Below are 26,506 nucleotides of genomic sequence, written 5' to 3' on the forward strand. Positions count from 1 at the left end.
TGTCTCCGCCATCAGCCGTGCCCTTCCTTGGTAAAGGCACCCGACACCATCTTCTTCTCGTTCAGGAATGCACTTGGTTCGCGGCTTCCAACAAATCCGCGCGGCTTCCAGACCATGACAACCACCATGGCAAGACCGAAGATCAGCATACGATAGAGTTCAGGGGTGAAGTTTGGACCGAAAATGGCTTTCAGGAAGCCCATTTCGCGCAGGATTTCTGTACCACCAATCATCGCAATCGCCGCAATGGCAATCCCGACGAGCGATCCCATGCCCCCCAGAACCACGATAGCCAGAATAACGGCCGATTCGAGGAACACAAAGGATTCAGGACTTACAAACCCCTGACGCGCCGCAAAGAACGAACCGGCAAAACCACCAAACATAGCCCCTGTCGCAAAGGCGGTAAGCTTGGTCGTGGTGGTGTTGATGCCGAGCGAGCGGCAGGCGATTTCATCCTCACGCAGCGCTTCCCATGCACGACCAACCGGCATGCGGCGCAGACGGATCGTCACCAGTGCCGTGATGAGCGCCAAAATGAGAATGATATAGTAAAGGAAGAATTTGTAATGAGCTGCCGAGAAGGTCAGGCCATAATAGGCGGCAAAGCCGTCCTTGCCCGCATTGAACTGCAGACCGAAGAACGTCGCCTTGGCAATGCCCGAAATACCGAAGGTCCCTTTGGTAAGGTCCGTCCAGTTTATCAGCACAAGTCGGATGATTTCACCAAATGCCAGCGTCACAATGGCCAGATAATCGCCGCGCAGGCGCAAAACCGGGAAGCCCAGGATAACACCCCAGGTCGCAGCCAACAGTCCCGCGATTGGCAGAAGAACCCAGAACGACCAACCAAAATAGGCAGACAAAATGGCGTATGAGTAAGCGCCAACTGCATAGAAAGCGACATAGCCGAGATCAAGCAGACCTGCGAGACCAACAACGATGTTAAGCCCCCATGCAAGCATCACATAAATGAGGATCTGCACACCGAAATTATCGACCCATTTCAGCGACCCCTGCCAGCCCACAAGAGCAACGATCAGGATCGGATAGGCAAAGAGGAATGCAACACCAAAATGCGAAAAGTGCCTGCGGAAGAAAGATGGCGCTTCCGCTGCAACCGAAGCGCGGCTGGCCTTTTCAAACTTGCGTGCCTGAAGCCAGGGCTGCAGGAATGCGATAAAGGCAAAACGTCCCACAGCCGCGATTGCAACAAGCGTTGCAAGTGCGCCCCAGCGCTCCGTCAGTACCAGCTCATTGCTGATGTTCTGGTCGGTTTTGAAACCGACAATGAGAACGAAAAGCCCAAACGCCAGAATACCGGCAATGAACCCTTCACGAATGGCCCGGACAAAAAGGGAATCCGGGCGTGAACCTGTTTGTACGGCCATGATTACACCTTTTCGACTTCAGGTCGGCCAAGAATGCCGGACGGCATGAAGATGAGGACGATGGCAAGGATCGAAAACGCGGCAACATCCTTGTAATCGATCGAGAAATATGCGGACCAAAGCGCTTCAATGAGACCGATCAGCAGACCGCCAACCACCGCACCCGGCAACGACCCAATCCCGCCCAGAACCGCCGCGGTGAAAGCCTTGACGCCGGGGATAAACCCGTCAGCAAAGGAAATAACGCCGTAGAAGGAGAGATAAAGCGTACCCGCAACAGCCGCCAGCATGGCACCCATGACAAAGGTCAGTGAGATCACCCGGTCAACATTGATGCCAAGCAACGCTGCCATCTTGCGGTCCTGCTCACACGCACGCTGCGCACGCCCCAGAGAGGTCCGATTGACGATATACCAGAAAATCGTCAACAACACCGCGGTCACCACGATAACCACGATCTGCTTGAGCGAGACAGTCACATCGGTTCCAAAGAGGCTGTATGAGCCGTTCAGCAACTGCGGAACCGGCTTGTTGCGCGGCCCTTGTGTCACCTGAACAAAGTTGGACAATGCAATTGACATACCGATCGCTGTGATCAGCGGCGCCAGTCGAAACGACCCACGCAGAGGCCGGTAAGCCGCCCGCTCAATCGTCCAGCTCCAGAGCCCTGTCAGAACCATTGCAACGACCATCATCAAAAGCAACATGAGCGCTATTGGCAGCGCACCTATGAACGTTGTGATGATCAGAAAAACAATCAGCGCCATGAAAGCGCCGAGCATAAACACATCGCCGTGAGCAAAGTTGATCATGCCGATAATGCCGTAGACCATCGTGTAACCGATGGCGATCAGGCCATAAATCGATCCGAGCGCAAGCCCGTTGATCACTTGCTGGAAGAAATATTCCATCGAGAAGCCACCCATTTAACTCTACCCGGTATTATTGCCGCATCATTATTTCGTGCGGCTTCGTTTTATTCCCGGATAATTACACCTAACGGCTGTATTAAGGATTGCAAGCCCCTTTTGTCTCAGACAAAAGACTAATGACTTACTTCCTCCACAAACTAGTTATGTCCCCTATGAAGTACCCTGTATATATATTTTTCTCCTATTAAGAGGCCAGTATTCCACATTTTTCCCGAGACGTCTCAGACAAAAAATAGGGAGTTTCTCCCTATTTTTGCCTGCCGTACCGGTTTTACGCAACCGTGAATCCGTGTGCGAAGGGATCACGATCATCAATGAAGATCGTATTATAGCCTGTCATGCGTGCCCAACCGGCGATTGAAGGGATGATTCCCTGCTTTCCAGCCACCTCCACAGCACGCTCAACTCGCCCATGAAACAGCGATCCGATAATGGATTCGTGCACGAAATCGTCGCCCGGCTTCAGCTTTCCCTTGGCCGCAAGCTGTGCCATGCGCGCGGAAGTGCCTGTACCGCAAGGGGAACGGTCAATGGCCTTCTCCCCGTAGAAAACGGCATTGCGGGCATGGGCTTCCGGCTGAGTCGGCTTGCCTGTCCACAAAATATGGGTCAGACGATTGATGTCGGGCAATTCAGGGTGCTGGAACTTATATTTCTCATTCAGGCGTTCGCGCAGCACCGGGCTCCACGCAATAAGCTGCAACGCGGAATAATCTTTCATGTCGGTATAATTTTCTTGTGCCTCGACAATCGCATAGAAATTTCCACCATAGGCAACATCGACCTTGATCGGCCCAAGGTCCGGACATTCCACTTCAAGACCTTCTGCATAAAGGAAGGCCGGAACATTGGTCAGACGCACACGGTCGACATATTGTCCGTTTTGCTCATATTCGATTGCAACCAGACCTGCCGGTGTTTCAAGATTGAGCTTACCCGGCGTCTTTGGCGTCACCAGCCCCTGCTCAATCGCCATAGTAACCGTGCCAATCGTGCCATGACCACACATCGGCAGGCAGCCCGATGTTTCAATGAAGAGCACCGCGACATCGCAATCGGCGCGTGTTGGCGGGTAAAGGATTGAGCCGGACATCATGTCGTGGCCGCGCGGCTCAAACATGAGGCCCGTGCGGATCCAATCATACTCGCGCAAGAAATGTGCGCGCTTTTCCATCATGTTGGCACCAACGAGGTTGGGGCCGCCGCCCGCAACCAGACGCACTGGATTGCCGCATGTATGTCCGTCGACGCAGAAAAAGGAATGTCTTGCCATGATGGTCAGTTCCGAAAACGTTGTGGCTTGAAAGGTTCTATATCGATTGCTGGCGCAGTGCCGGTGATCAAATCACATATGATACGTCCTGTCGCCGCCGATTGTGTAAGTCCCAAATGTCCGTGGCCAAAGCCATAGTAAATATTCCCGCCTGCTGATGCGCGGCCGATAACCGGCATAGAATCGGGCATGGACGGACGATAGCCCATCCATTGCCGCCCGCCTTCGGTCTTCAAGCCCGGCAAAAACATCGCAGCTTTTTTGAGCATGGCGGCAGAGCGCGCGTAATTGGGCGGCAGATCAAGGCCACCGAACTCGACGGCCCCACCGACCCGTAGCCCCGTTGCCATCGGGCTGATAACAAAACCATGTCCAGGGAAGGTCAGTTGCCGCTTCACATCGAAGCTACCAACCGGCAATGTCGTATTATAGCCGCGCTCCGTATCGAGCGGCACCAGATCGCCAAAACCTTTTGCGAGGTCTTTCGACCATGCACCGGCCATCAGAACGAGATGCGTGGCATCAATCTGCATCGCATTGTCGAGGCGCACAACCGCGCCCCCATTTTCAGCCTGCGCGCTTGCCACAGAAGCTTTGAGAAAACGCGCACCCTTTGTTTCGGCATAGGCCCAGATCGCCTGACCGAAAAGCTTGGGATCACTGACATTCTTCCAGCCCGGAACAAAGGTGCCTGCGACAAAGCGCGGATCAAGCCCCGGCTGCAACGCTTTCAAGCGCTCGCCGCGCACATGCTCATAGGCAATCCCGGCCTTTGCCTTTGCATCCCAGCCCGCCTGGGACGCAGCAAGCTCGCCTTCGCTTTCATAAAGCTCCAGATTGCCAGCTTCCTGCAAACGGTCCCGCAAGCCTGCCCTATCAATCAATCCCAGCATCTCGCTTTGCGCAAGTTGCATCATATTGCCCTGCGCAACGGTCGTTTTTTCCAGCGCCTGCGCGCTGCTCGCCCGCCAGAAGCGATAAAGCCATGGGATCATTTTTGGAAAATAAGACGCGCGGATCGTGAATGGTCCAAGCGGGTCCATCAACCAACCCGGAACCTTGCCCATAACGCCTTTGGAGGCCATCGGCAGAATATCAGAAAAGGCCAGCGCTGCCGCATTGCCGGAACTCGTTTCCTCGCAAATGCCGCTTCGGTCAATCACCAGAACATCGCGACCAGCCTCGGCCAGCAGGGCAGCCGTTGCCACGCCAACAATGCCGCCACCGATGATGACAATATCATACCGCCGCTTCGAATCAGAGTTCATAAATGCACGGCTCCCAACCAGTATTCATCTAAGCTGACACCTGTGATGCATTTTCATAGCGCTCACATGGATCGTCTAACCATTTTTTGGAATGACTCCATGTCAAAAGCTCGCTATCGATGATCATCGCGCAAGCGTGGCGTTCTGCTTAGTGTGCGATGTCACAGCGTCAATTGTTGATATATCAGAGATATATCTATAGGATTAATTTGTGTCAATTCCCATCGGTACAAGGCTTAGATCTGCATGGAACATGCAAGTGTCAGCGAGAAAAACATGAAAAGCAGCACAGCTCTGATCGACAGCTGGGGTAACGAAAGCCTTGCTGAACAGGCTTATCGCGTGCTGGAACGCCTGATCGTTACACTGGAACTGGAGCCCGGCTCGATCGTTAACGAGCGCACGCTGATTGAAATGACGAATATGGGGCGCACTCCGATCCGTGAAGCCATCCAGCGGCTGGCATGGGAGGGACTGGTTGAAGTTCGGCCACGCTCCGGCATCGCGATTGCACAGATTGATCCGAAAGATTTCGGTAAAGTTCTGGATGCGCGCGAAGGCGTCGAGCGGGTGCTGGCACGTGATGCTGCACGCTTTGGCAGCGCACGCGATTATGAGCGGCTGAAAGCTGCCGCCGATGCGATGCGTCAGGCCGTACCATCAGAAGACGTGTCGCTGTTTCTGGATGCTGACAAGGCATTTGATATCGTGCTGGGCAGCGCCGCCGGCAATCATTATGCTGCGCGTGTTGCAGCGCCGCTGCAAACCCATAGCCGCAGGTTCTGGTTCAGACTGCGGCCTTCAACCGGGATAACCGGCTCTGCCAAGGCCCATGCGGAACTGATCGAAGCGATTATTTCCCGCGAACCTGAACGGGCAAGCGATACGGCCAGCAAACTGATGGAATATTTGCGCACACTCGCGCCTTGAGCGTCGTGCAATCGTACTCGCGCATCCCGAAAAGTGTGAAACGGTTTTCGGACAAAAATGCTGGTTAAAGCAAAGCATGAGAGCGTTGATCTGGTCCAATCAGATCGACACGCGCTCTAATGCGCATTGTTCATCGAATCCGACATCTTGCGCATCACGTTGAGCGCAGTGCTCAACTCTTCATCGCTGACGCCTTCGAGCAAATCGGCGCGCACGTCACCAGCAAGCTTGACCACCTCTTCGGCAAGACGCTTGCCTTGTTCCGTCATCACAATCCGCTTCGCCCGACGATCACCATCGACGGCCCGCCGTTCAACAAAGGCCTGCCGCTCCAGCCCATCAATCAGACGAACCATGGTTGCGTTTTCAATCTCAAGAACCTCTGCCAGTTCCTTCTGATAGAGACCTTCCTGTTCTATCAGCGTCAACAACGTGCGTGCGCGTGCCAGTGTAAGGCCGCGTTCCTTTACGCGAGCATCAAACACAGTACGAAGTCTGCGATTAACCTTGGTCATCGCATCAATCATGTCTGCACTGAGATCCGCTCTGTTCATAACGACTACCTTATATTAGCGAGCTAACAATTATTGATGGGATAAATTGGCAACTCAATATTTTCAAGCGGTCTTTTGATTCTCACGCAAGCGTGATGGACATAAAACATGGTCCAGCCAGCCCCATGTATGGGTCGGTAAAAGTATGTTTCAAATAAAAAAAAGCGGGCCAAAACCCGCTCTTTCAAATTCTGTCTTAATGGGAAGCCGTAGCCTGACCTTTTCAGGCCGGAAGCACCTGCCCCTGAAGCGTCATCAGCTGATGCAGAAAAACTTCTGCCTTCGTGCGATGTTCGTTCGTCGCGGCATCTTCGATATGCTTGCGCGCAAGGTCAATACGCTTCTGAATATCAGCAGAATCGATGTCATCAACATGGATTGCCGATTCGGCCAGAACTGTGCAGCCCTGCGGCGTAATGTCGGCAAAGCCGCCAAAAACCACATAAGAATCAGATTTGCCGTCGCTCTGCTTCACCGAAACGACACCCGGCATGATCGTCGTCATCAGCGGCGAATGTCCTGCAAGAGCCGTCAGGTAGCCTTCGCTGCCCGGAATGACGACTTCCGTCACCTCAGCCGAAAGCAGGAGGCGTTCTGGCGACACGAGTTCGAATTGGAAAGCTTGAGCCATGGTTCTCACTTAAATTTCTGGAGCCTGATCCCGAAAAAATCCGTTTCGGTCAATGATCACACTCAAACAAATGAACAGGCATTTTCGGCGGACCAACAAGCCCGCCGAAAACTCAATTCATTAAGCGGCTTCAGCAGCCAGCTTCTTTGCCTTTTCGATCGCTTCTTCAATCGAGCCAACCATGTAGAAGGCTGGTTCTGGAAGATGATCGTATTCACCGGCGCAAAGACCCTTAAAGCCCTTGATGGTGTCTTCGAGCGCAACGAGCTTACCTGGCGAACCGGTGAACACTTCAGCAACGAAGAACGGCTGCGACAGGAAGCGTTCGATCTTACGAGCGCGCGCAACGGTCAGCTTGTCTTCTTCCGACAGTTCGTCCATGCCGAGGATGGCGATGATGTCCTGAAGAGCCTTGTAACGCTGCAGGATTGCCTGAACCTGACGGGCAACTGCATAATGCTCTTCACCAACGATCATTGGATCGAGCATACGCGACGTTGATTCCAGAGGATCCACAGCCGGGTAAATACCCTTTTCAGCGATCGAACGGTTCAGCGTTGTGGTCGCATCCAGGTGGGCGAACGAGGTTGCTGGTGCAGGGTCGGTCAAGTCGTCGGCAGGAACGTAAATAGCCTGAACCGAGGTAATCGAACCCTTGGTCGTCGTGGTGATGCGTTCCTGCATCTGGCCCATGTCGGTTGCCAGCGTTGGCTGATAACCCACAGCGGATGGAATACGGCCCAGAAGTGCCGAAAGTTCCGAACCAGCCTGCGTGAAGCGGAAGATGTTGTCCACGAAGAACAGAACGTCCTGGCCCTTGTCACGGAAGTTTTCAGCAACCGTCAGACCCGACAGAGCAACGCGTGCACGCGCACCCGGAGGCTCGTTCATCTGACCGTAAACGAGTGCGGCCTTGGAGCCTTCACCGCCACCGAGCTTGTTCACGCCCGATTCGATCATTTCGTGGTAAAGGTCGTTACCTTCACGGGTACGTTCACCAACGCCTGCGAATACCGAGTAACCGCCGTGCGCCTTAGCAACGTTGTTGATCAGTTCCATGATGAGAACGGTCTTGCCAACGCCCGCACCGCCGAACAGACCAATCTTACCACCCTTTGCGTAAGGCGCGAGAAGGTCAACAACCTTGATGCCCGTTACGAGGATTTCAGCTTCGGTCGACTGTTCGATATATGCTGGCGCTTCCTGGTGGATCGCACGACGCGCAGTGGTCTTGATCGGACCGGCTTCGTCAACTGGCTCACCGATAACGTTCATGATGCGGCCGAGCGTTTCTTCGCCAACCGGAACCATGATCGGGTTGCCCGTGTCGCGCACTTCATGACCGCGGACCAGACCTTCGGTCGAGTCCATAGCGATGGTGCGAACAGTGTTTTCGCCCAGATGCTGTGCAACTTCAAGAACCAGACGGCTGCCGAGGTTGTCGGTTTCCAGAGCGTTAAGAATCAGCGGGAGCTGACCGTCTTCGAACTGTACGTCGACAACAGCGCCGATAACCTGAGTGATCTTGCCTACTGCGCCGGCCTTTGCAGCCTTTGGAGCTGCTTCAGACTTGGCAGCGGCTGTCTTTGCCGGAGCCTTCTTGGCTGGAGCTTTTGCCGCTGCTGGCTTCGCTTCGGCCGCGGCGGTAGTTTTCGGGGTCGCTGCTTTTGCCATCGATCCTTTACCTTCCGTTAGCATGATCCCGAAAAGTTGCAGACTTTTCGGGGAATATCATGCGATGAACCTTAACTCTAAAGCGCTTCCGCGCCCGAAATGATTTCGATCAGTTCCTTGGTGATCTGAGCCTGACGCTGACGGTTATACGTGATCGACAACTTGTTGATCATGTCACCGGCATTGCGCGTCGCATTATCCATTGCGCTCATCTTCGCGCCCATTTCGCCCGCCACATTTTCCAGCAGAGCGCGGAAAATCTGGACCGAAATATTGCGTGGGATCAGCGTGCTCAGGATCGCCGCAGGATCAGGTTCGTACTCATAAACCGCACCGCCAGCCGTATCCGCCTGCTCAGCACTTCCAGCCGAAGCCGGAATAATCTGCTGCGCGGTCGGAATCTGTGCGATCACCGACTTGAACTCGGAATAGAACAGCGTGCAGACGTCAAACTCGCCCTTTTCAAACAGCTCGATCACTTTCTGGCCGATCTGATCGGCGTGAACGAAAGCGAGTTGCTTGACTTCGCGCAAATTGACATGGTCGATGATCAGCGAGGCGAATTCACGACGCAGAATATCTGCGCCCTTTTTACCAACAGTGATGATCTTAACCGTCTTGCCTTCAGCGAGGAGCTTACGAGCATGATCGCGCGCCAGACGTGCGATCTGCGAGTTGAAACCGCCGCAAAGGCCGCGTTCTGCAGTCGCGACGACGAGCAGATGCACGTCGTCCTTACCCGTACCCGCCATCAGTGCCGGTGCGTCTTCGCCGCTCACGTTCTGCGCGATATTAGCGAGGACGGCACCCATGCGCTGCGAGTAAGGCCGTGCGGCCTCCGCAGCTTCCTGGGCACGGCGCAGCTTCGCCGCGGCGACCATCTGCATCGCCTTGGTGATTTTCTGCGTCGCCTTGACCGAGGCGATACGGTTTCTCAGATCCTTTAGTGAAGGCATCCGTTCATCCCGTCACAAAATTCAAGCAAAAGACTTGGCGAACGCGTCAACCGCTGCCTTGAGATTTGCTTTGATGTTGTCGGTGAGTGCCTTTTCGTCGCGGATCGCATCGAGAACATCTTTGTGCTCGGTGCGCAGCGAAGAAAGAAGACCTGCTTCAAACTTGCCAACCTGGTCAACGGCAATCTTATCGAGATAGCCATTCACACCAGCGTAAATCACGGCAACCTGTTCTTCCGTCTTGAGCGGGGAGAACTGTGGCTGCTTGAGAAGTTCTGTCAGGCGTGCACCGCGGTTAAGCAAACGCTGTGTCGAAGCATCAAGATCCGAACCGAACTGAGCAAACGCTGCCATTTCACGATACTGGGCGAGTTCACCCTTAATCGAACCGGCAACCTGCTTCATGGCCTTGATCTGAGCGGACGAACCAACGCGCGAAACCGACAGACCGACGTTAACAGCCGGACGGATACCCTGATAGAACAGGTTGGTTTCGAGGAAGATCTGGCCGTCGGTGATCGAGATCACGTTGGTCGGAATAAACGCGGAAACGTCGTTACCCTGCGTTTCGATGACTGGCAGAGCCGTCAGCGAACCAGCGCCGTTTTCGTCGTTGAGCTTTGCAGCGCGTTCAAGAAGACGCGAATGCAGATAGAAAACGTCGCCTGGGTAAGCTTCACGGCCCGGAGGACGACGAAGCAGAAGCGACATCTGACGATAAGCAACGGCCTGCTTGGACAGATCGTCATAGCCGATCAGAGCATGCTGGCCATTGTCACGGAAATATTCACCGATCGCGCAGCCTGCGAATGGTGCAAGGTACTGCATCGGAGCCGGATCGGAAGCGGTAGCCGCGATCACGACAGAATATTCAAGAGCGCCGCGTTCTTCGAGAACCTTAACGAACTGAGCAACAGTCGAACGCTTCTGGCCGATAGCAACGTAAACGCAATAAAGCTTTTCTTTGTCAGGGCCGTTGTCGTGGATTGGCTTCTGGTTCAGGAAGGTATCAAGAATGATTGCGGTCTTGCCGGTCTGACGGTCACCAATGACCAGCTCGCGCTGACCACGACCAACAGGGATCAGAGCATCAACAGCCTTGAGACCGGTCGACATTGGCTCATGAACCGACTTGCGCGGGATGATGCCCGGTGCCTTGACGTCGACGCGGCGACGCTCAGTAGCAACAATTGGGCCCTTGCCGTCGATTGGATTGCCGAGAGCATCGACAACGCGGCCGAGCAGGCCCGGACCGACTGGAACGTCAACGATCGCGCCGGTACGCTTGACGACGTCGCCTTCCTTGATGTCACGGTCGGCACCGAAAATAACCACACCGACATTGTCGGTTTCAAGGTTAAGCGCCATGCCGCGAATACCACCGGGGAATTCGACCATTTCGCCAGCCTGAACATTGTCCAGACCGTAAACGCGGGCGATACCGTCGCCGACGGACAGAACCTGACCGACTTCGGAGACCTCAGCCTCCTTGCCGAAGTTCTTGATTTGCTCTTTCAGGATAGCGGAAATTTCCGCGGCGCGGATGTCCATCAGCCGACCTCTTTCAGTGCAAGCTTGAGAGAAGAAAGTTTAGTGCGAAGGGACGTGTCGATCTGACGCGAACCCATTTTGACGATAAGACCGCCGAGGATCGACGGATCGACGGTGACATTGATCGTCACGTCCTTGCCGGCCACGCCCTTCAGCGTTGCCTTCAATTCGTTCTGCTGAGCTGTGGTCAGCTCATGTGCAGAAATAACATCTGCGGAAACTTCACCGCGATGTTCGGCTGCAATCTCACGGAAAGCGGCGATGATGCCCGGCAGCGTAAACAGGCGACGATTGGACGCCACGACGCGCAGGAAATTGCCGACCAGACCCTTGATGCCAGCCTTGTCAGCAATCGCGCCGATGGCGTGAAGCTGGTCTTCAGCATTGAAGACCGGGCTGGAAATCAGACGCTTCAGGTCTTCGCTTCCGCTCAGAAGCGCCTCGAAACGGCCAAGATCTTTTTCCACAGCAGCAACGGAATTCGCATCGAGCGCGAGCTCAAATAACGATCCGGCGTAGCGCTGTGCGACACCTGAAATGAGCGAAGACGTTTCTGCCACGAACAACCTGCTCTCTACGTTGAAACCATCTTTTTGGGAGTTCAGCAGGACCGATTGGCCCAAGCAGATGATTTTATTGAATGTTTCCGGGGAACCCCTGACGCGCGAGCGCGACAACACCGAAATGTGATTGCCGTCTAGCATAGACGAACCGGACTCGCAACACGCGAATCCCGCAGTTTTGTGTAAGTTTTGCCGCAGTTTTAGCTCAGAAAAGCACGAGGCATGCCCGCTCATACAGCGCAGAGCACTTTAGCGCAGCAATCCGACTTCATCTCACAAGGCCGAAAGCATAGAGCAAGGCCCCAGCAGCCAGCGCAAATTCGATGACAGCGGCAATGATATTATAGAAACTGCCGCCTTTATCCGACATCATCGAAATGAAGCGGCCGAACAGCGCAAATCCCCACACGGCCCCCAGCACAACCCATAAAAATGGCTGTGCAAAAATAAGACAACCAAGCCCTATTCCCAGATAGGGGCCCGCCAGAACCGCACGAATGGAGCTATAGGCTTCCGGGCGCGCATTGATCGGCTGAAGCCTGAGCAGCTTCATCGTGATGCCGGGCGCAAACAGCATAACAATGCCTGCCAAAGCCGTGACGACCGCAGCACTCCATGCGAGCCATTCGCCCGTTGTCGCGGGAAGATAGAATTCCATTGCGTTTCAACCTCTTCGTTTCCAGCCCTATAGCGAAAAACCCAACGGGTTTCCATAGCCCCGGTTTTTACAAAAAGCTTTGCGGATCAATATCCACCTGCACGCGGACAGACCCGCGTTCTTTGGGAGCTGCGGCCAGCAATGCCCGAATAAACCCTTGAATATCCGCCCTTTTTGTCCCGTGAACAAGGATGCGGAACCGATGTCTGCCGCGCACCAGTGCAAGCGGCGCTTCCGCCGGTCCAAGCACCGAAACCTCTTGAGAATGCGGTGCTGCACGACGAAGCGCGCGCGCATGATTTTCGGCATCAGGCCGGTTATCGGCAGAAATAATCAGCGCCGCAAGCCTCCCAAAGGGCGGCAGGGCACTGCGTTCACGCTCTTCGATTTCACGCGCATAAAATGCGTCCGAATCACCGCTGACGATAGCGCGCATCACCGGATGATCAGGCTGATAGGTCTGAAGCAGACCAAGACTTTTGCGACCTGTTCGCCCTGCACGGCCTGTCACCTGATTGAGCAACTGGAAAGTGCGTTCGGCTGCACGCGGATCGCCATTGGCAAGGCCAAGATCGGCATCCACCACGCCCACCAGCGTCATATTGGGGAAATTATGCCCCTTGGCCACGAGCTGCGTGCCGATGACGATATCCGCCTCGCCCTTGGCAATCGCATCCAGTTCTAGCCGAAGACGCTTCACACCACCCGCCATATCCGACGAAAGAACAATGATTCGCGCATCCGGGAAGGTTGCAGCCACTTCCTCGGCAATGCGTTCAACACCCGGTCCACATGCAACCAGATGATCCAGCGTGCCGCATTCCGGGCAGGCTTCCGGAACCGGCTCATGATAGCCGCATTGATGGCACATCAACTGTCCGCGAAAGCGGTGCTCGACCAGCCAGCTTGAACATTGCGGACACTGAAAGCGATGACCGCACACCCGGCAAAGCGTCAGCGGTGCATAGCCGCGCCTGTTGAGAAACAGCAGTGCCTGCTCGCCGCGCTCCACCGTTTTCCCCACAGCCTCAGTCAAGGCTGGCGACAAAAACCGTCCCGGCGGCGGCGGAGAGCGCCGCATATCAATGGTCTTGAGTGTCGGAAGTGCCGCTTCCGCATAGCGGCCATAGAGCTTGATTCGCTTATAGCGCCCCTGATCGGCATTCACCTGACTTTCGATAGAAGGTGTCGCCGATGCCAATATCACCGGAAAGCCGCCAATATGGCCACGCACGACAGCCATATCGCGTGCATTATAGAAAACGCGATCTTCCTGCTTGTAAGCCGGATCGTGCTCTTCATCGACCACAATCAGCCCAAGCTCTTTGAACGGCAAAAACAAAGCCGAGCGCGCACCCGCAACAACACGCACCGTCCCTTCAGCAACCTGCCGCCAGACGCGTTCCCGTGTGCGTGGTGCCAGATCGGAATGCCATTCGGCAGGCTTTGAACCAAACCGATCATGGAACCGGTCGAGAAACTGCTGTGTCAGCGCGATTTCCGGCAGCAGAATCAGCACCTGCCTGCCCATCTCCAACGCTTTTGCCACGGCTTCGAAATAGACTTCCGTCTTGCCCGAACCGGTCACACCATCGAGCAGTGAGACCGAAAAAGCGTTTTCTTCAACCGATTCCGCCAGCATTTCTGCAGCAGCCTGTTGGTCCTCTGACAGAGTGGCCCGCGCATAATCAGGATCAGGTGTCGCAACGACCGCAGGCGGCGGAAGCATCACGTCCTCAAACACGCCCTGCATTTTCAAACCGTCCACAACGCTCAGCGAAACACCGGCTGCATGGGCCAGCCCGGAGCGCGTCCATGCCAAGCCATCGCGTGCCAGTTCCATCACCCGGGCACGGGCATCCGTCATGCGTTCCGGCGCATGACCACAATAGCGAACGCCCGGCACTTTGGGCTCTGGATCAAAGGCTGCGGGCGCACGAAGCACCATACGCGCCACCATTCCGGGCGGCGAAAGCGTATAATCCGCAGCCCAGCGCATGAAGCGCAACATATGCGCATCCACGGGTGGGCAATCGAAAACTTCCGAAATTGCACGCAGCTTTTTGGCATCAACCGCATCGGTCGCGCCATCACAAACAATGCCCGCAACCTCACGCGGCCCCAAAGGCACACGCACGATGGAGCCGGGCTGGACCTGCATTCCTTCCGGCACCATATAAGAATATGGACGCTCAGCGGGCATAGGTACGAGTACAGGCACCACGCTTCGGGTGGGCTGTGCAAAAAGGTTTAAAATATCGTGCGAATCTTTCGACATGATTGCGTGACCTTGGCGCGGCTTTGCGCTAAAGAAAAGCCACCTTGCTGGATTTAAATCAATTTAAATCCCCTAACCCGCGCCCATTATGGAGGAATTCTGTTATGAAGTTTTTCGTCGACACTGCGGACGTCAAGGAAATCCGCGAACTCAATGACCTTGGTCTGGTTGATGGTGTGACCACCAATCCTTCGCTGATCCTCAAATCCGGCCGCGACATCATCGAAGTCACCAAGGAAATCTGCTCTTTCGTCAAGGGTCCGGTTTCGGCTGAAGTTGCTGCGACCGAATATGAGCAGATCATGAAGGAAGCTGCCGTCATTGCCAAAATTGCAGACAATATCTGCATCAAGCTGCCATTGACGCTCGACGGCCTCAAGGCTTGTAAGGCACTGACATCCGATGGTCACAAGACCAACGTAACGCTCTGCTTCTCAGCCAATCAGGCTCTGCTCGCAGCAAAAGCTGGCGCGACCTTCGTATCGCCATTCATCGGTCGTCTTGACGACACCGGCATCAACGGCATGGAACTGATTGCTGAAATCCGTACCATCTTCGACAACTACGATTTCCGCACTGAAATTCTCGCTGCTTCGGTTCGCACCGTAAACCACGTCAAGGAAGCAGCCCTTATCGGCGCCGACGTCGTTACCGCGCCTCCGGCAACGCTCAAGGCACTCGTCAAGCACCCACTGACCGACAAGGGCCTTGAAGCTTTCCTCGCCGACTGGGCGAAGACCGGCCAGAAAATCGCTTAATCAGCACGCTGACTAGAATGTAAAAACGGCGGATCATTGATCCGCCGTTTTTGTTTGTCTCAACAAAAAAGCGGCACAGAATGCGCCGCCTTTTCAAACTCGATCAAGCTGAACACCTCAGAGCTTCGACATCTGCATGGCGATCGCCAGATAAATCTGCTCGGCCAGTTCTTCCGCCGCACGCTTGGTCGCATCGCGTTCAGCACGCAGATTGGCGAATTCCTGACGCGGACGGTCAAACGAGGCGCCGACCGTGCGGGTGCCGGATTTCAGCGGTTTGCCATCCTTATCGAACAAAACGAAATTCGAAGTCGCATTGACCGTACCAGCCGAAGGACGGCCCGTGCGGTCCGTTCGATCACCAACATCGACACTCACGAAAGATGTAACCGATTTGCTTAAGCCCAGACGCAGCTTGTAGTTCGGATTGGCAGGCTCACCAGCACCGCCGGAAAGCAGGAAGATCAGCCGATTACGAACCTGAACACCGTAAATGCTGTTTTCAGGATCGACCGAAATCGATGCGAGCTTCGCGCGCATATCCGGCGTCACACTGCCGCCAATCGTACTGCCTGCACTGCCACCGCCCGAATAGAGCGGCTGCACCGTACAGCCAGCAAGAAGAACTACGGCTCCGATGGCCACAATCGCCACACGGAGATTCTGAAAAGCGGAAATCAAGCGATCAGGCAACGACATTGACGATCCTTTGTGGCACCACGATGATCTTCTTCGGCGAGCCCCCTTCGAGCGCGGCCTTGACAAAATCAAGTTCGAGCACCGCCTGCTGGATTGTAGCTTGATCAGCGTCGCGCGCGATTGTCAAATCCCCACGCTTCTTACCGTTGATCTGAACCGGCATAACGATCTCGTTTTCCACGATCAAAGCGGCATCGAACTGCGGCCAAGGTGCACGGGCAACCAGCGTTTCCCGACCAGCAATCTTGCCACCAAGCTCTATGGCGCACTGTTCGGCCAGATGCGGCATCATTGGGGCGAGCATCATGATCAGCATTTCAGTTGCTTCACGCACTGCCGCCTTCAGCTCATCGTCCGCTTTACCGGCTGCAACCTGCTGCAATGGTGCTGCAAGCGCATTGACCAATTCATAAAGACGGGCAACAGCGCGGTTGAAGGCGAGTTTTTCAATGTCGTCACCGACGGCCTGAACGGCCTTGTGAGCAGCCTTGGATACGGCAATTGCATCACCCTGCGTGCCTGCCTTGGGTGCCACATCCTTCAAGCCGACAGCGGCTTCCGAAACCAGACGCCAGACGCGCTGCACAAAACGATGCGCACCTTCGGCACCCGCTTCCGTCCAGATAACGTCGCGTTCCGGCGGACTGTCGGACAGCATGAACCACCGCGCAGTATCGGCACCATAAGACGAGATAATGTCGTCGGGATCGACCACATTCTTCTTCGACTTCGACATTTTTTCGATCGAACCGATTTCAACCGGAGCACCGCTGTCGAGCATGGTGGCCGTGCGTTTACCGTCTGATTCTTCAATACGAATATCGGCCGGTGCAACCCACTGACCATTGGCCTTGTAGGTTTCATGCACAACCATGCCCTGCGTGAACAGACCCTTGAATGGCTCTTCAATGCCAACATGACCCGCCACTTTCATGGCGCGGGTGAAAAAGCGCGAATAAAGCAGATGCAAAATCGCATGCTCAACACCGCCAATATACTGATCAACCGGCAACCAGTGATCGGCAATTGCGCGGTCGGTCGGCTCATTTTCCCAAGGGGCTGTAAAGCGCGTGTAATACCAGGACGAATCAACAAACGTATCCATCGTGTCGGTCTCACGACGGGCTTCGCCACCGCATTTCGGGCACTTCACATGACGCCATGTTGCATGACGATCGAGCGGATTGCCCGGACGATCGAACTCAACATCATCCGGCAGCTTGACCGGCAAATCGGCGCGCGGCACCGGATTAACGCCACAGCTTTCGCAATGGATCATCGGGATCGGGCAACCCCAGTAACGCTGGCGCGAAATACCCCAATCGCGCAGACGGAACTGAACTTTGCGTTCAGCCTGTGGGCGGCCATCGAACTCGGTCTTTTCCAGACGTTCCGCCACTTCGTTAAACGCTGCTTCCGGCGTCATACCGTCGAGGAAGCGTGAATTCACCATCACGCCATCATCGGTATAAGCCGTGTCGCCGATAACAAAACTCGCCGCATCTTCGCCCTTTGGCAGAACGACAGGCGTCACCTTCAAACCATATTTGTTGGCGAAATCCAGATCGCGCTGATCATGGCCGGGGCAGCCGAAAATCGCACCCGTTCCATAGTCCATCAGCACGAAGTTTGCGACGTAAACCGGCAGTTCCCAATTCTCGTCAAACGGGTGCTTAACCTTGATGCCAGTGTCGAAGCCCTTCTTTTCAGCGGTTTCAAGCGCTGCAACAGAGGTGCCCGTGCGTCGGCATTCATCTGCAAACTCAGCCAGATTGGCATTGGTTTCCGCGAGCTTTTTGGCCAGCGGATGATCGGCAGCAATCGCCACAAAGGATGCACCAAACAGCGTATCCGGGCGGGTGGTGTAAACTTCCACTTCCGAGAAACCGGACGGCGCAGTCTTGCTATCCAGCGCGAAGCGAACCTGCAGGCCTTCCGACTTGCCGATCCAGTTCTTCTGCATGACGCGGACTTTTTCCGGCCACTGGTCAAGCGTATCAAGACCAGCCAGCAGATCTTCGCTGAAATCGGTGATCTTGAAGAACCACTGCGTCAGCTCGCGCTGTTCTACCAGCGCACCGGAACGCCAGCCACGACCATCCACAACCTGCTCATTGGCAAGCACGGTGTTGTCAACCGGATCCCAGTTGACCTTGGACGTCTTGCGCGTCACCAGACCTTTTTCAAACAGATCGATGAACAGCATCTGCTGACGATGGTAATATTCGACATCGCAGGTCGCAAATTCACGGGTCCAGTCGAGCGACAGTCCCATGGATTTGAGCTGACGCTTCATGGTTGCGATATTCTGATAGGTCCATTCCTTCGGATGCACCTTGTTCTGCATCGCCGCATTTTCCGCAGGCATGCCAAACGCGTCCCAGCCCATTGGGTGAAGCACGTTGAACCCCTTGGCGCGCTTATAACGCGCGACCACGTCACCCATCGCATAGTTGCGCACATGGCCCATATGAATGCGCCCCGATGGATAAGGGAACATTTCGAGCACGTAGTACTTCTCGCGGGGATCGCTATTGTCGGTTTCGAAAGTCTGGTTTTCTTCCCAGATTTTCTGCCAATGAGCTTCCGCCACGCGCGGATTATAACGTTCGGCTGCCATGAGCGTATTTACTCGTACGAAGATGATGCAATAAGGAGAGTCGTCATTAATGGCGACCTTCACCACGTATTGGCGAAAGCGTCAAGTTTTTGCGGACGAAAAGCCTGAAAGCGAGAGTTTCATGTCAGATATTGGTGCAAACCTGAACAACGTCAAGGCATCCATTGCGCGCGCCGAGGAGGAAGCCCGTCGTGATAAAGGGTCAGTGACGCTCGTGGCTGTGTCGAAAACATTCGATGCAGATGAAATACGTCCGGCGCTTGATCTCGGTCAGCGGGTCTTCGGTGAAAACCGCGTTCAGGAAGCGCAAGGCAAATGGCCAGCACTTCGCGAAGCCTATTCCGGTATTGAGCTGCACCTGATCGGACCACTGCAATCCAACAAAGCAGCCGATGCAGTCAAGCTGTTCGATGTGATTGAAACCGTCGACCGCGAAAAGATTGCGGCAGCCCTTGCCAGTGAGATTAAAAAACAAGGCAAGAGTCCAAAGCTTTACGTGCAGGTCAATACCGGCCTTGAAGAGCAGAAGGCTGGTATCCCGCCAAAAGAGGCTGTCGCTTTTGTTGAACGCTGCCGCAAGGAACATGGCCTTTCAATCGAAGGCCTGATGTGCATCCCGCCTGCAGATGAAAATCCGGGGCCGCATTTTGCGCTTTTGGAAAAACTTGCGCGTGAAGCTCAGGTCGAAAAGCTCTCCATGGGCATGTCAGGCGATTATGAAACCGCCATCGGCTTCGGTGCGACTTCAGTGCGTGTGGGGTCGGCAATCTTTGGCGGACGCAGCTATTCCCCGCCCGCCTGATTGTTTTTTCAATGAAGCAGCATCTCGCCTTTTAAAGGATGCCAATCCGACGGACCAAGCAAACGGTTATGCGCGTAAACGACCGAATGCAACGGTCCGTCGATCTTTTCCTTCCAGAATTCAATAAAGCCGTGAAGCACTGGAAAGTCTGGCGCCAGATCATAGTCTTGCCAGACATAGAGCTGCAAAAGATGCGGATGATCCGGCATATGATAAAAGATTTTTGCCGTCGTCAGACCGTAACCGGCAAGCTGCAATTCAAAGGCAGACTTTGAAGTAAAAGCGGTTGTCGTCATGGCGATTTCCCCTTTTTTAGGGAGCCGATTATAAATATCCCGTGGCTCCGGCAATATTTAGAATAGCAAAATATAGTTTTTAAATAGTAAAAACAATATGTTAGAAACACATCAAGGTGAGTACTGCCATGTTTTTCAATTTTTTGTGCTGCGTCACTGTGGACCATAGTCGATCCCAATGTCTAATTTACGTTGAGCCAGACAGATTGTAGATGAGTCTGGCGATAGCTTCGCCCTCATGCGGGCTATTGATTTCGGCGGGAGGATCGCTGGACAGTTAAAGCATTTCCAGCAAAAGTGGGAACCGTTTTTGCGTCCGGAAATGCGTAAAGCAAAAATATAGCGCTTCCATAGTTTGTCATCAACGGGAGGCGCTCAAGGAGGAAGATATGTCGGAAAAGCTTTACCCTGTACTGCCGGGGGCAAAGAAGAATACGCTCATCGACAACGAGAAATATCTCGAATGGTACAATGAGAGCGTGACCGACCCGGATGGTTTCTGGGCCAAGCACGGCCGACGGATTGACTGGTTCAAGCCCTTCACCAAAGTCAAGAATACGGATTTCAACGGCGACGTATCGATCAAGTGGTATGAGGATGGCGTCACCAACGTTTCCTACAACTGTATAGACCGCCACCTCAAAAGCCGTGGCGATAAGGTTGCGATCATCTGGGAAGGTGACAATCCGTATATCGACAAGAAAATCACCTATCTTGAACTCTACGAAAATGTCTGCCGTCTCGCCAATGTGCTCAAAAAGCATGGCGTGAAAAAAGGTGACCGTGTCACCATCTATCTGCCGATGATCCCGGAAGCCACCTATGCGATGCTCGCCTGCGCCCGTATTGGTGCGGTGCATTCCGTCGTCTTTGCCGGTTTCTCACCGGAGGCGCTCGCCGGTCGTATCGTCGATTGTGAATCCACGTTCATCATCACGGCAGATGAAGGCGTGCGCGGCGGCAAGCCGGTTCCACTCAAGGAAAACACCGACACCGCCATCGACATTGCCGCCAAGCAATATGTCATGGTCAACAAGGTTCTGACTGTGCGTCGTACCGGCGGCAAGGTCAGCTGGGGACCAGGCCGCGATCTGTGGTATCATCAGGAAGTCGCAAGCGTCGAACCGACCTGCGATCCAGAACCTATGAATGCGGAAGATCCGCTGTTCATCCTCTATACGTCCGGCTCCACCGGCAAGCCAAAGGGTGTCTTGCACACCACCGGCGGCTATCTCGTCTACGCTTCGATGACCCATCAATATGTCTTCGACTATCATGATGGCGATATCTACTGGTGCACAGCGGATGTGGGCTGGGTCACAGGCCATTCCTATATCGTTTATGGGCCGCTTGCGAATGGCGCAACCACGCTGATGTTTGAAGGTGTGCCAAACTTCCCCGATCAGGGACGTTTCTGGGAAGTCATCGACAAGCATCACGTCAACATTTTCTACACCGCACCAACCGCGATCCGTGCGCTGATGGGCGCTGGCGACGAATTCGTCACCCGTTCATCACGTTCAACACTGCGCCTTCTCGGCTCAGTGGGCGAGCCGATCAATCCCGAAGCCTGGGAATGGTATTATAACGTCGTGGGTGACCAGCAATCACCAATCGTTGACACATGGTGGCAGACGGAAACGGGCGGCATCCTCATCACCCCGCTTCCTGGGGCAACCGATCTCAAGCCCGGTTCGGCAACCCGTCCATTCTTTGGCGTCAAGCCGCAGCTTGTGGACAACGAAGGCGCTGTGATTGAAGGCGCAACCGATGGCAATCTCTGCATCATCGATAGCTGGCCGGGCCAGATGCGCACGCTTTATGGTGACCACAAGCGCTTCATCGAGGCTTACTTCTCCACTTATAAGGGCAAGTATTTCACGGGTGATGGCTGCCGCCGCGACGATGACGGCTATTACTGGATCACAGGCCGCGTCGATGACGTACTCAACATTTCCGGCCATCGCCTTGGCACGGCGGAAATCGAATCGGCCCTCGTTTCGCATCACTCGGTTTCGGAAGCTGCCGTTGTCGGCTACCCGCATCCAATCAAAGGACAGGGCATTTATTGCTATGTCACACTGATGAGTGGTGCAGAAACACAAGATGCCGATGCTCTGCGCAAAGAGCTGACGCTACATGTGCGCAAGGAAATCGGTCCGATTGCCACGCCGGACAAGATTCAGTTCTCTCCCGGCCTGCCAAAGACCCGTTCAGGCAAGATCATGCGCCGCATTCTGCGCAAGATCGCCGAAGACGAATTCAGTGCGCTGGGGGATACATCGACCCTTGCCGATCCGGGTGTGGTGAACGATCTGATCGAAAACCGCCAGAACAAGAAGTAAAAAAAAAGAGGCCGGGATTTCCCGGCCTTTTTGCTAACACCATCACCTGAAATTCTGACTTGAGCATTGATAAAAAGTGCAAAGCATCTTTGCGTAGAGCAATACGTAACAACAAACCGATCCGGAACTCGTCTCAGCTTTCCTGCTTATCCATGCGTGACTGAAAGCTGCGAAAAGTCGCCTTTCCGCCATTCTTCGCAGCGTAAAGCGCCGCATCTGCATTGCTGAAAACATCCGATGCAGAATAACCCGATATCGGCGCAATCCCAACGGATGCACCAAGCACTAACGAGCGGCCATTGAAATCGACGGGTTCACACAGACGATCAATAATGGCTTGAGCAAAAGTCTCTGTTGCTTGCTGATCATAAGAACCCGATGTGATGATGGCAAACTCATCTCCACCGATCCTGAAAATACGACTGCCGGGATCATTCAAATCCCGAAGGCGATTGCCCATTTCTCTTATACATTCATCGCCTGCAAGATGGCCAAACCTGTCATTTATGTTTTTAAACCCGTCAAGGTCGATCAACATAAGAAAACCGGGTATCTTGTCATTGCTGGCAGCATCCAGCGTCGAAGACAGCTTTACATGAAACTGGCTTTTATTGGCCAGACCAGACATTTGATCATACTCGGCAAGATATATAATCCGATCAAACAACGCCTTCTGATCTGTGATATCTTGTTTCATCCCGAAAATTCGAACGGGCACATCTCCCTGGCATTCAATCGACGCAGTGATGCGTATCCAGCGTTTGTTACCGCGAAAAGTGGTTATCTCAGCTTCGAATGTAAAACCGCTACGCTGCGCGATTGCGTCTGATCGGCGCTTTTGCAGCTCCGCCCTTGACGCTTCCGTATAACACGCCAGCGTATCAGCGCGTGAAAGCACTGCACCGCGAGGCAACTCGAAAATGTCATAGGCATAGTCGGACCAGGTCAATTCTTCATCCGGCAAAGTGCATTCCCAGATACCGATCTGAGCGACAATGGAAGACTGTCCATAAATTTTTTTGAAATGCGCAAGCGTCTGTGCCTGCGCATTGATGAACTGATCTTTGATTTCCAATTCAAGCCGCAGGCGCTGCAGCTCTTCTTGCAACTGGCTCAGCACGGTTTCATCCTTGGTTGGCACTAAAATATCCACCGTTTCAGCAACAACAACGCTCAACTTATCAAATCCCAGAATCTCTGCTTCTTGCCGTGTTGCTTGCGGAGATTGTCGAGATAAACACTATGCTGAACGACAGAGCCGTAGTCCGCAATATTGCGATCCATAGCACTGCACTCCATCACATGTCGTGCTGCATGTTTGTAGCGGCTGGAGCGGGCATATGTGAGTGTAAAATCAATCATTGCACGAAGTGCAAGCGTCGCAGCAAGCGGATATCTATCCGCCAGCTTTTCTGCCGCTTGCGACAAGAGTTCATAATTATTGCCATCCAGCTCGGAAGCACGCTTTACAACAAGCCTGTCTGCTTCGCTCAAAGCGGGATATTGAAGAAAGAAAAGCAGCGCACGATTGGCATCAGGGTAATCTGCAATAAAAGCAAACGCCTTGTCTTCCGCTTCCATATCATCGAAATCAGGCAGACGTCGCAAAAACTCACGTAAAAGCACATCGTTGAGCGTCTGTTCAAAGCATTGCCAGCGAAATTGCTGCGCGTCTTCGCTGTGTCCAAGCGCTTCCAGAACATCGGCACGCGTCGCCTGCCACTCTGGCAAGACGTCCCTGTGACCGTCGAACTCCGCCTTATCAAGCGCCCTCAGGGCTTCTTCAGCGCGCCCTGCCGCAAGCAGTCTTTGAGCGATTTCAGTCGAAATGCGCGGAATGATATGCGTGTGCGCAGGATATTGCGCAATAAAAAGATCCACATCACCGAGCGCATCTGCAATTTGCTGGAGTACAAACTGAGCGGTCATCGACTTGTCGTCCGCATGAAGCCGGTCTTCGTAAATCGGACCAGTGCTGCTCCATCCAATGATCTGCTTATAGTGCACAGATCGTATAGGCTCCGGCTCAGCAGCCCATGCCTCAACGTCCGTCTGCAGCTGTCTTAAGCCCATATCACCAAGCGCAGGACGCATGGAATCAATCAGTCGATCAAACTGACCATAGCCGTTATCCTGAAGCGCATTGAAAACTTTCTCAACCAGACGATCCTTAGGAATACCGGCCAGCATCGCTATATGACCGGCATCATCACTTGCAGCGTGAAAACGCTCGATGAGCGTGCCGCTGCCATCACCCGAGCGTTCGAAAATCGAATCTGCGAGCGAAAGGAACTGCCATATAAGTTCAAACCCCTCTTCAGGATCATGCGGGGCAATTTTTTCAACGATAGTCCTGCGTTGATTTTCAAGGTCCGCACAAAAGGGCTTAACCTTCTTCCAATCTATCCAGCTCTTTGCGCGCGCAATGCTGCCCAGCCGCTTTCGAACCTCCCGAGCAAGCTCGACGCCGCTTGAATGACCCGCCAGTTCCATCCGAAGCCGGCGCTTGTGATTGGCATTGCCAGTGCTGATCTCTATCAGAAGTGCAGCCAGACGCTCCACACCAAGCGCCTGAAGGTGTTTCGCGTTCAGAGTGGTCTTCGAGGACATCCGTCATCCCATTTTTTGAGCCAAAGAATATAGATCAAGCCCAAAGACATAAGATATTTTAGCAATTGGTTAAATATCGAATAACCGGATAGTGTACCATTTATTTGAACATCGAACCGAACAAACATCGGCTGTTGCGATTTTAATGATTCAACTCCATCCAGAAATGCTCTAGATGGTCTTATGCGTGTTCCATCGTCCGACGATCCTATTTATAACCCGCCATTAGAGCCTTATATATCCATCATTCATCGTGATGAGGACATTCTGGTGCTTGATAAACCAAGCGGGCTGTTATCCGTAGCCGGACGACATCCGGCCTTGTCGGACAGTCTTGCCACACGTGTGCAAAAGCAATTTCCGAATGCTCTCATGATCAACCGTCTGGACAAGGATACGTCGGGACTGGTTTTGATGTCGCTCAATCGCAAAGCACATGCAGCTGTTGCAGCGCAGTTTGAAACCCGCACAACCCAGAAATCTTATATCGCAGAAGTATGGGGGCACGTGGAAGGCGATAGCGGCCTGATCGACTTGCCTCTGGCAATCGACCATGAGAACAAGCCGCGTCATCGCGTAGACCATGAGAACGGCAAACCCGCACAAACGCGCTGGCAAGTTTTAGAGCGCGGCAAACACACAACGCGGCTACAATTGTCTCCGTTAACGGGTCGATCGCACCAGCTGCGTGTTCACATGAAGGCGATAGGACACGTCATCCTTGGCGATGCGTTTTATGCTGAGGGCGCCGCATTGAGCGCATCCGCACGTTTAATGCTTCATGCTGAGCAACTGGCCTTCCGGCATCCGGATGGGCATAACGTAAAATTTTCCATCCCCTGCCCATTCTGAGATCAAGCATGACGCAAAAGGCGGAACCATCAGAGCTCATCATTGATTTTGTAGGCGGCGCAGTCGGCCATAGGTTCCGGTCCGGCGAAGGACGCGATCAGGCGCTTGCAAAAGCGGTAGGCTTCTCGCGCGGCGTCACGCCCGATATTGTGGACGCGACAGCTGGCCTTGGCCGTGATGCCTTTCTGCTTGCATCCCTTGGCGCGACTGTAACGCTGATTGAGCGCTCAAAGAAAATGTATGATTTGCTGAGTGACGCTCTCGCCCGTGCGCATTCCGAGGGCGGCAGATATGCGCAGACAATCGCGCGGATGACATTATTGCATGGCGATTCTTGCCTGCTCTTACCCGAATTGAAGCCGAAAGTGGTGCTGGTCGACCCGATGCATCCCCCACGCGGCAATTCGGCACTGGTCAAAAAAGAAATGCGACAAATCCGGGAGATCGTCGGCACGGACCCCGATTCAGAAAAGCTGATGCAAATCGCATTGGAAGTGGCAGAGAATCGCGTCGTTCTGAAATGGCCTTTAAGAGCCGAACCGATGCCGGGCCTACGCAAACCATCGCATCAGATCTTAGGCAAAAGCACGCGCTATGATGTGTTCGTCAAAACGAAAATCGTTGCACAATGAATAAATGACTGAATCTCTGAATTAAACCGGGTGAACCGCGTGCAGATCTTGACTGTTTAGAGCTTGCGTTTTGGTTGCACAGGGCCCTTAAACGACAAAACCCGCCGCTGATGCGACGGGTTTTTTTGATATTTTGGTTGCGGGGGCAGGATTTGAACCTGCGGCCTTCAGGTTATGAGCCTGACGAGCTACCGGGCTGCTCCACCCCGCGCTATTTTTTGAACTATTCGGGT

The 26,506-nt window shown here is 54.0% G+C and carries 23 protein-coding genes and 1 tRNA gene; 6 read left to right on the forward strand and 18 right to left on the reverse strand.

Annotation, left to right across the window (positions count from 1 at the left end; genetic code table 11):
• Positions 1-11: 11 nt before the first annotated feature.
• From livM to VBH83_RS09925, 4 genes are all read right to left on the reverse strand, one after another.
• Positions 12-1,391: a high-affinity branched-chain amino acid ABC transporter permease LivM gene (gene livM, locus VBH83_RS09910; RefSeq protein ID WP_265984867.1), complete on the reverse strand. Its 1,380-nt coding sequence runs from the start codon at positions 1,389-1,391 to the stop codon at positions 12-14.
• A gap of 2 nt (positions 1,392-1,393) precedes the next feature.
• Positions 1,394-2,302, reverse strand: coding sequence for a branched-chain amino acid ABC transporter permease (locus VBH83_RS09915; protein ID WP_265984961.1), 909 nt, complete (start codon positions 2,300-2,302; stop codon positions 1,394-1,396).
• Between the two features lie 292 nt (positions 2,303-2,594).
• The gene (locus VBH83_RS09920) at positions 2,595-3,596 is read right to left on the reverse strand and encodes a 4-hydroxyproline epimerase (RefSeq protein WP_265984868.1); all 1,002 of its coding nucleotides are present in this window, start codon (positions 3,594-3,596) and stop codon (positions 2,595-2,597) included.
• A gap of 5 nt (positions 3,597-3,601) precedes the next feature.
• Positions 3,602-4,864: an FAD-binding oxidoreductase gene (locus tag VBH83_RS09925; RefSeq protein ID WP_265984869.1), complete on the reverse strand. Its 1,263-nt coding sequence runs from the start codon at positions 4,862-4,864 to the stop codon at positions 3,602-3,604.
• Between the two features lie 246 nt (positions 4,865-5,110).
• On the opposite strand from VBH83_RS09925, the gene VBH83_RS09930 reads away from it, so the two are divergent.
• On the forward strand, positions 5,111-5,794 hold the full coding sequence (locus VBH83_RS09930; RefSeq protein ID WP_396997437.1) for a GntR family transcriptional regulator: 684 nt from the start codon (positions 5,111-5,113) through the stop codon (positions 5,792-5,794).
• A gap of 116 nt (positions 5,795-5,910) precedes the next feature.
• Here VBH83_RS09930 and VBH83_RS09935 read toward each other — a convergent pair whose 3' ends face one another.
• From VBH83_RS09935 to VBH83_RS09970, 8 genes are all read right to left on the reverse strand, one after another.
• A complete protein-coding gene (locus VBH83_RS09935; RefSeq protein ID WP_265984871.1) occupies positions 5,911-6,348 on the reverse strand; it encodes a MarR family winged helix-turn-helix transcriptional regulator in 438 nt (145 codons plus the stop codon).
• Positions 6,349-6,571: 223 nt separating this feature from the next.
• On the reverse strand, positions 6,572-6,979 hold the full coding sequence (locus VBH83_RS09940; protein WP_265984872.1) for a F0F1 ATP synthase subunit epsilon: 408 nt from the start codon (positions 6,977-6,979) through the stop codon (positions 6,572-6,574).
• 120 nt (positions 6,980-7,099) lie between these two features.
• A complete protein-coding gene (gene atpD, locus VBH83_RS09945; protein ID WP_265984873.1) occupies positions 7,100-8,653 on the reverse strand; it encodes a F0F1 ATP synthase subunit beta in 1,554 nt (517 codons plus the stop codon).
• A gap of 77 nt (positions 8,654-8,730) precedes the next feature.
• On the reverse strand, positions 8,731-9,609 hold the full coding sequence (locus tag VBH83_RS09950; protein ID WP_265984874.1) for a F0F1 ATP synthase subunit gamma: 879 nt from the start codon (positions 9,607-9,609) through the stop codon (positions 8,731-8,733).
• Between the two features lie 21 nt (positions 9,610-9,630).
• Positions 9,631-11,160, reverse strand: coding sequence for a F0F1 ATP synthase subunit alpha (gene atpA, locus VBH83_RS09955; protein ID WP_265984875.1), 1,530 nt, complete (start codon positions 11,158-11,160; stop codon positions 9,631-9,633).
• Complete coding sequence (locus VBH83_RS09960) at positions 11,160-11,720, reverse strand: F0F1 ATP synthase subunit delta (RefSeq protein WP_265984876.1); 561 nt, start codon at positions 11,718-11,720, stop codon at positions 11,160-11,162. The genes atpA and VBH83_RS09960 overlap by 1 nt, the downstream gene beginning before the upstream one ends.
• Positions 11,721-11,991: 271 nt before the next feature.
• Positions 11,992-12,381, reverse strand: coding sequence for a DUF4345 family protein (locus tag VBH83_RS09965; protein WP_265984877.1), 390 nt, complete (start codon positions 12,379-12,381; stop codon positions 11,992-11,994).
• A 67-nt stretch (positions 12,382-12,448) separates the two neighbouring features.
• Positions 12,449-14,659, reverse strand: coding sequence for a primosomal protein N' (locus VBH83_RS09970; RefSeq protein ID WP_265984878.1), 2,211 nt, complete (start codon positions 14,657-14,659; stop codon positions 12,449-12,451).
• A 104-nt stretch (positions 14,660-14,763) separates the two neighbouring features.
• Between VBH83_RS09970 and fsa the strand changes: the two genes are divergently transcribed.
• Positions 14,764-15,417, forward strand: coding sequence for a fructose-6-phosphate aldolase (gene fsa, locus VBH83_RS09975; RefSeq protein ID WP_265984879.1), 654 nt, complete (start codon positions 14,764-14,766; stop codon positions 15,415-15,417).
• A gap of 117 nt (positions 15,418-15,534) precedes the next feature.
• Here fsa and lptE read toward each other — a convergent pair whose 3' ends face one another.
• Positions 15,535-16,116, reverse strand: a complete 582-nt coding sequence (gene lptE / locus VBH83_RS09980; protein WP_265984880.1) for an LPS assembly lipoprotein LptE — start codon at positions 16,114-16,116, stop codon at positions 15,535-15,537.
• On the reverse strand, positions 16,103-18,736 hold the full coding sequence (gene leuS / locus VBH83_RS09985; RefSeq protein ID WP_265984881.1) for a leucine--tRNA ligase: 2,634 nt from the start codon (positions 18,734-18,736) through the stop codon (positions 16,103-16,105). The genes lptE and leuS overlap by 14 nt, the downstream gene beginning before the upstream one ends.
• Before the next feature lie 121 nt (positions 18,737-18,857).
• On the opposite strand from leuS, the gene VBH83_RS09990 reads away from it, so the two are divergent.
• Entirely contained in the window at positions 18,858-19,538 is a 681-nt protein-coding gene (locus VBH83_RS09990; protein WP_265984962.1) for a YggS family pyridoxal phosphate-dependent enzyme, read from the forward strand.
• An 8-nt stretch (positions 19,539-19,546) separates the two neighbouring features.
• Here the strand turns inward: VBH83_RS09990 and VBH83_RS09995 are convergent, their stop codons facing one another.
• Positions 19,547-19,834: an usg protein gene (locus VBH83_RS09995; protein WP_265984882.1), complete on the reverse strand. Its 288-nt coding sequence runs from the start codon at positions 19,832-19,834 to the stop codon at positions 19,547-19,549.
• 389 nt (positions 19,835-20,223) lie between these two features.
• Between VBH83_RS09995 and acs the strand changes: the two genes are divergently transcribed.
• Positions 20,224-22,179 carry an acetate--CoA ligase gene (acs, locus tag VBH83_RS10000; RefSeq protein ID WP_265984883.1) on the forward strand — a complete coding sequence of 652 codons (1,956 nt, stop codon included), beginning with the start codon at positions 20,224-20,226 and terminating at the stop codon, positions 22,177-22,179.
• Positions 22,180-22,312: 133 nt separating this feature from the next.
• Here acs and VBH83_RS10005 read toward each other — a convergent pair whose 3' ends face one another.
• Both VBH83_RS10005 and VBH83_RS10010 read right to left on the reverse strand, forming a co-directional pair.
• Positions 22,313-23,356 (reverse strand): GGDEF domain-containing protein, encoded by a 1,044-nt coding sequence (locus VBH83_RS10005; protein ID WP_265984884.1) that lies wholly within the window; start codon positions 23,354-23,356, stop codon positions 22,313-22,315.
• Positions 23,353-24,789: a DUF6880 family protein gene (locus tag VBH83_RS10010; protein WP_265984885.1), complete on the reverse strand. Its 1,437-nt coding sequence runs from the start codon at positions 24,787-24,789 to the stop codon at positions 23,353-23,355. Before VBH83_RS10010 ends, VBH83_RS10005 begins: the two co-directional genes overlap by 4 nt.
• Positions 24,790-24,972: 183 nt before the next feature.
• Here VBH83_RS10010 and VBH83_RS10015 point away from each other — a divergent pair, with 183 nt between their 5' ends.
• Both VBH83_RS10015 and VBH83_RS10020 read left to right on the forward strand, forming a co-directional pair.
• On the forward strand, positions 24,973-25,641 hold the full coding sequence (locus VBH83_RS10015) for a pseudouridine synthase (RefSeq protein WP_396997444.1): 669 nt from the start codon (positions 24,973-24,975) through the stop codon (positions 25,639-25,641).
• Positions 25,642-25,649: 8 nt separating this feature from the next.
• A complete protein-coding gene (locus VBH83_RS10020; protein WP_265984887.1) occupies positions 25,650-26,273 on the forward strand; it encodes a class I SAM-dependent methyltransferase in 624 nt (207 codons plus the stop codon).
• A 134-nt stretch (positions 26,274-26,407) separates the two neighbouring features.
• Here the strand turns inward: VBH83_RS10020 and VBH83_RS10025 are convergent.
• Positions 26,408-26,484: transfer RNA gene (locus VBH83_RS10025), tRNA-Met, on the reverse strand.
• Between the last annotated feature and the right edge of the window lie 22 nt (positions 26,485-26,506).

Origin of the sequence: Ochrobactrum sp. S1502_03, assembly GCF_044435015.1 — a bacterium.
Lineage (GTDB): Bacteria > Pseudomonadota > Alphaproteobacteria > Rhizobiales > Rhizobiaceae > Brucella > Brucella chromiisoli.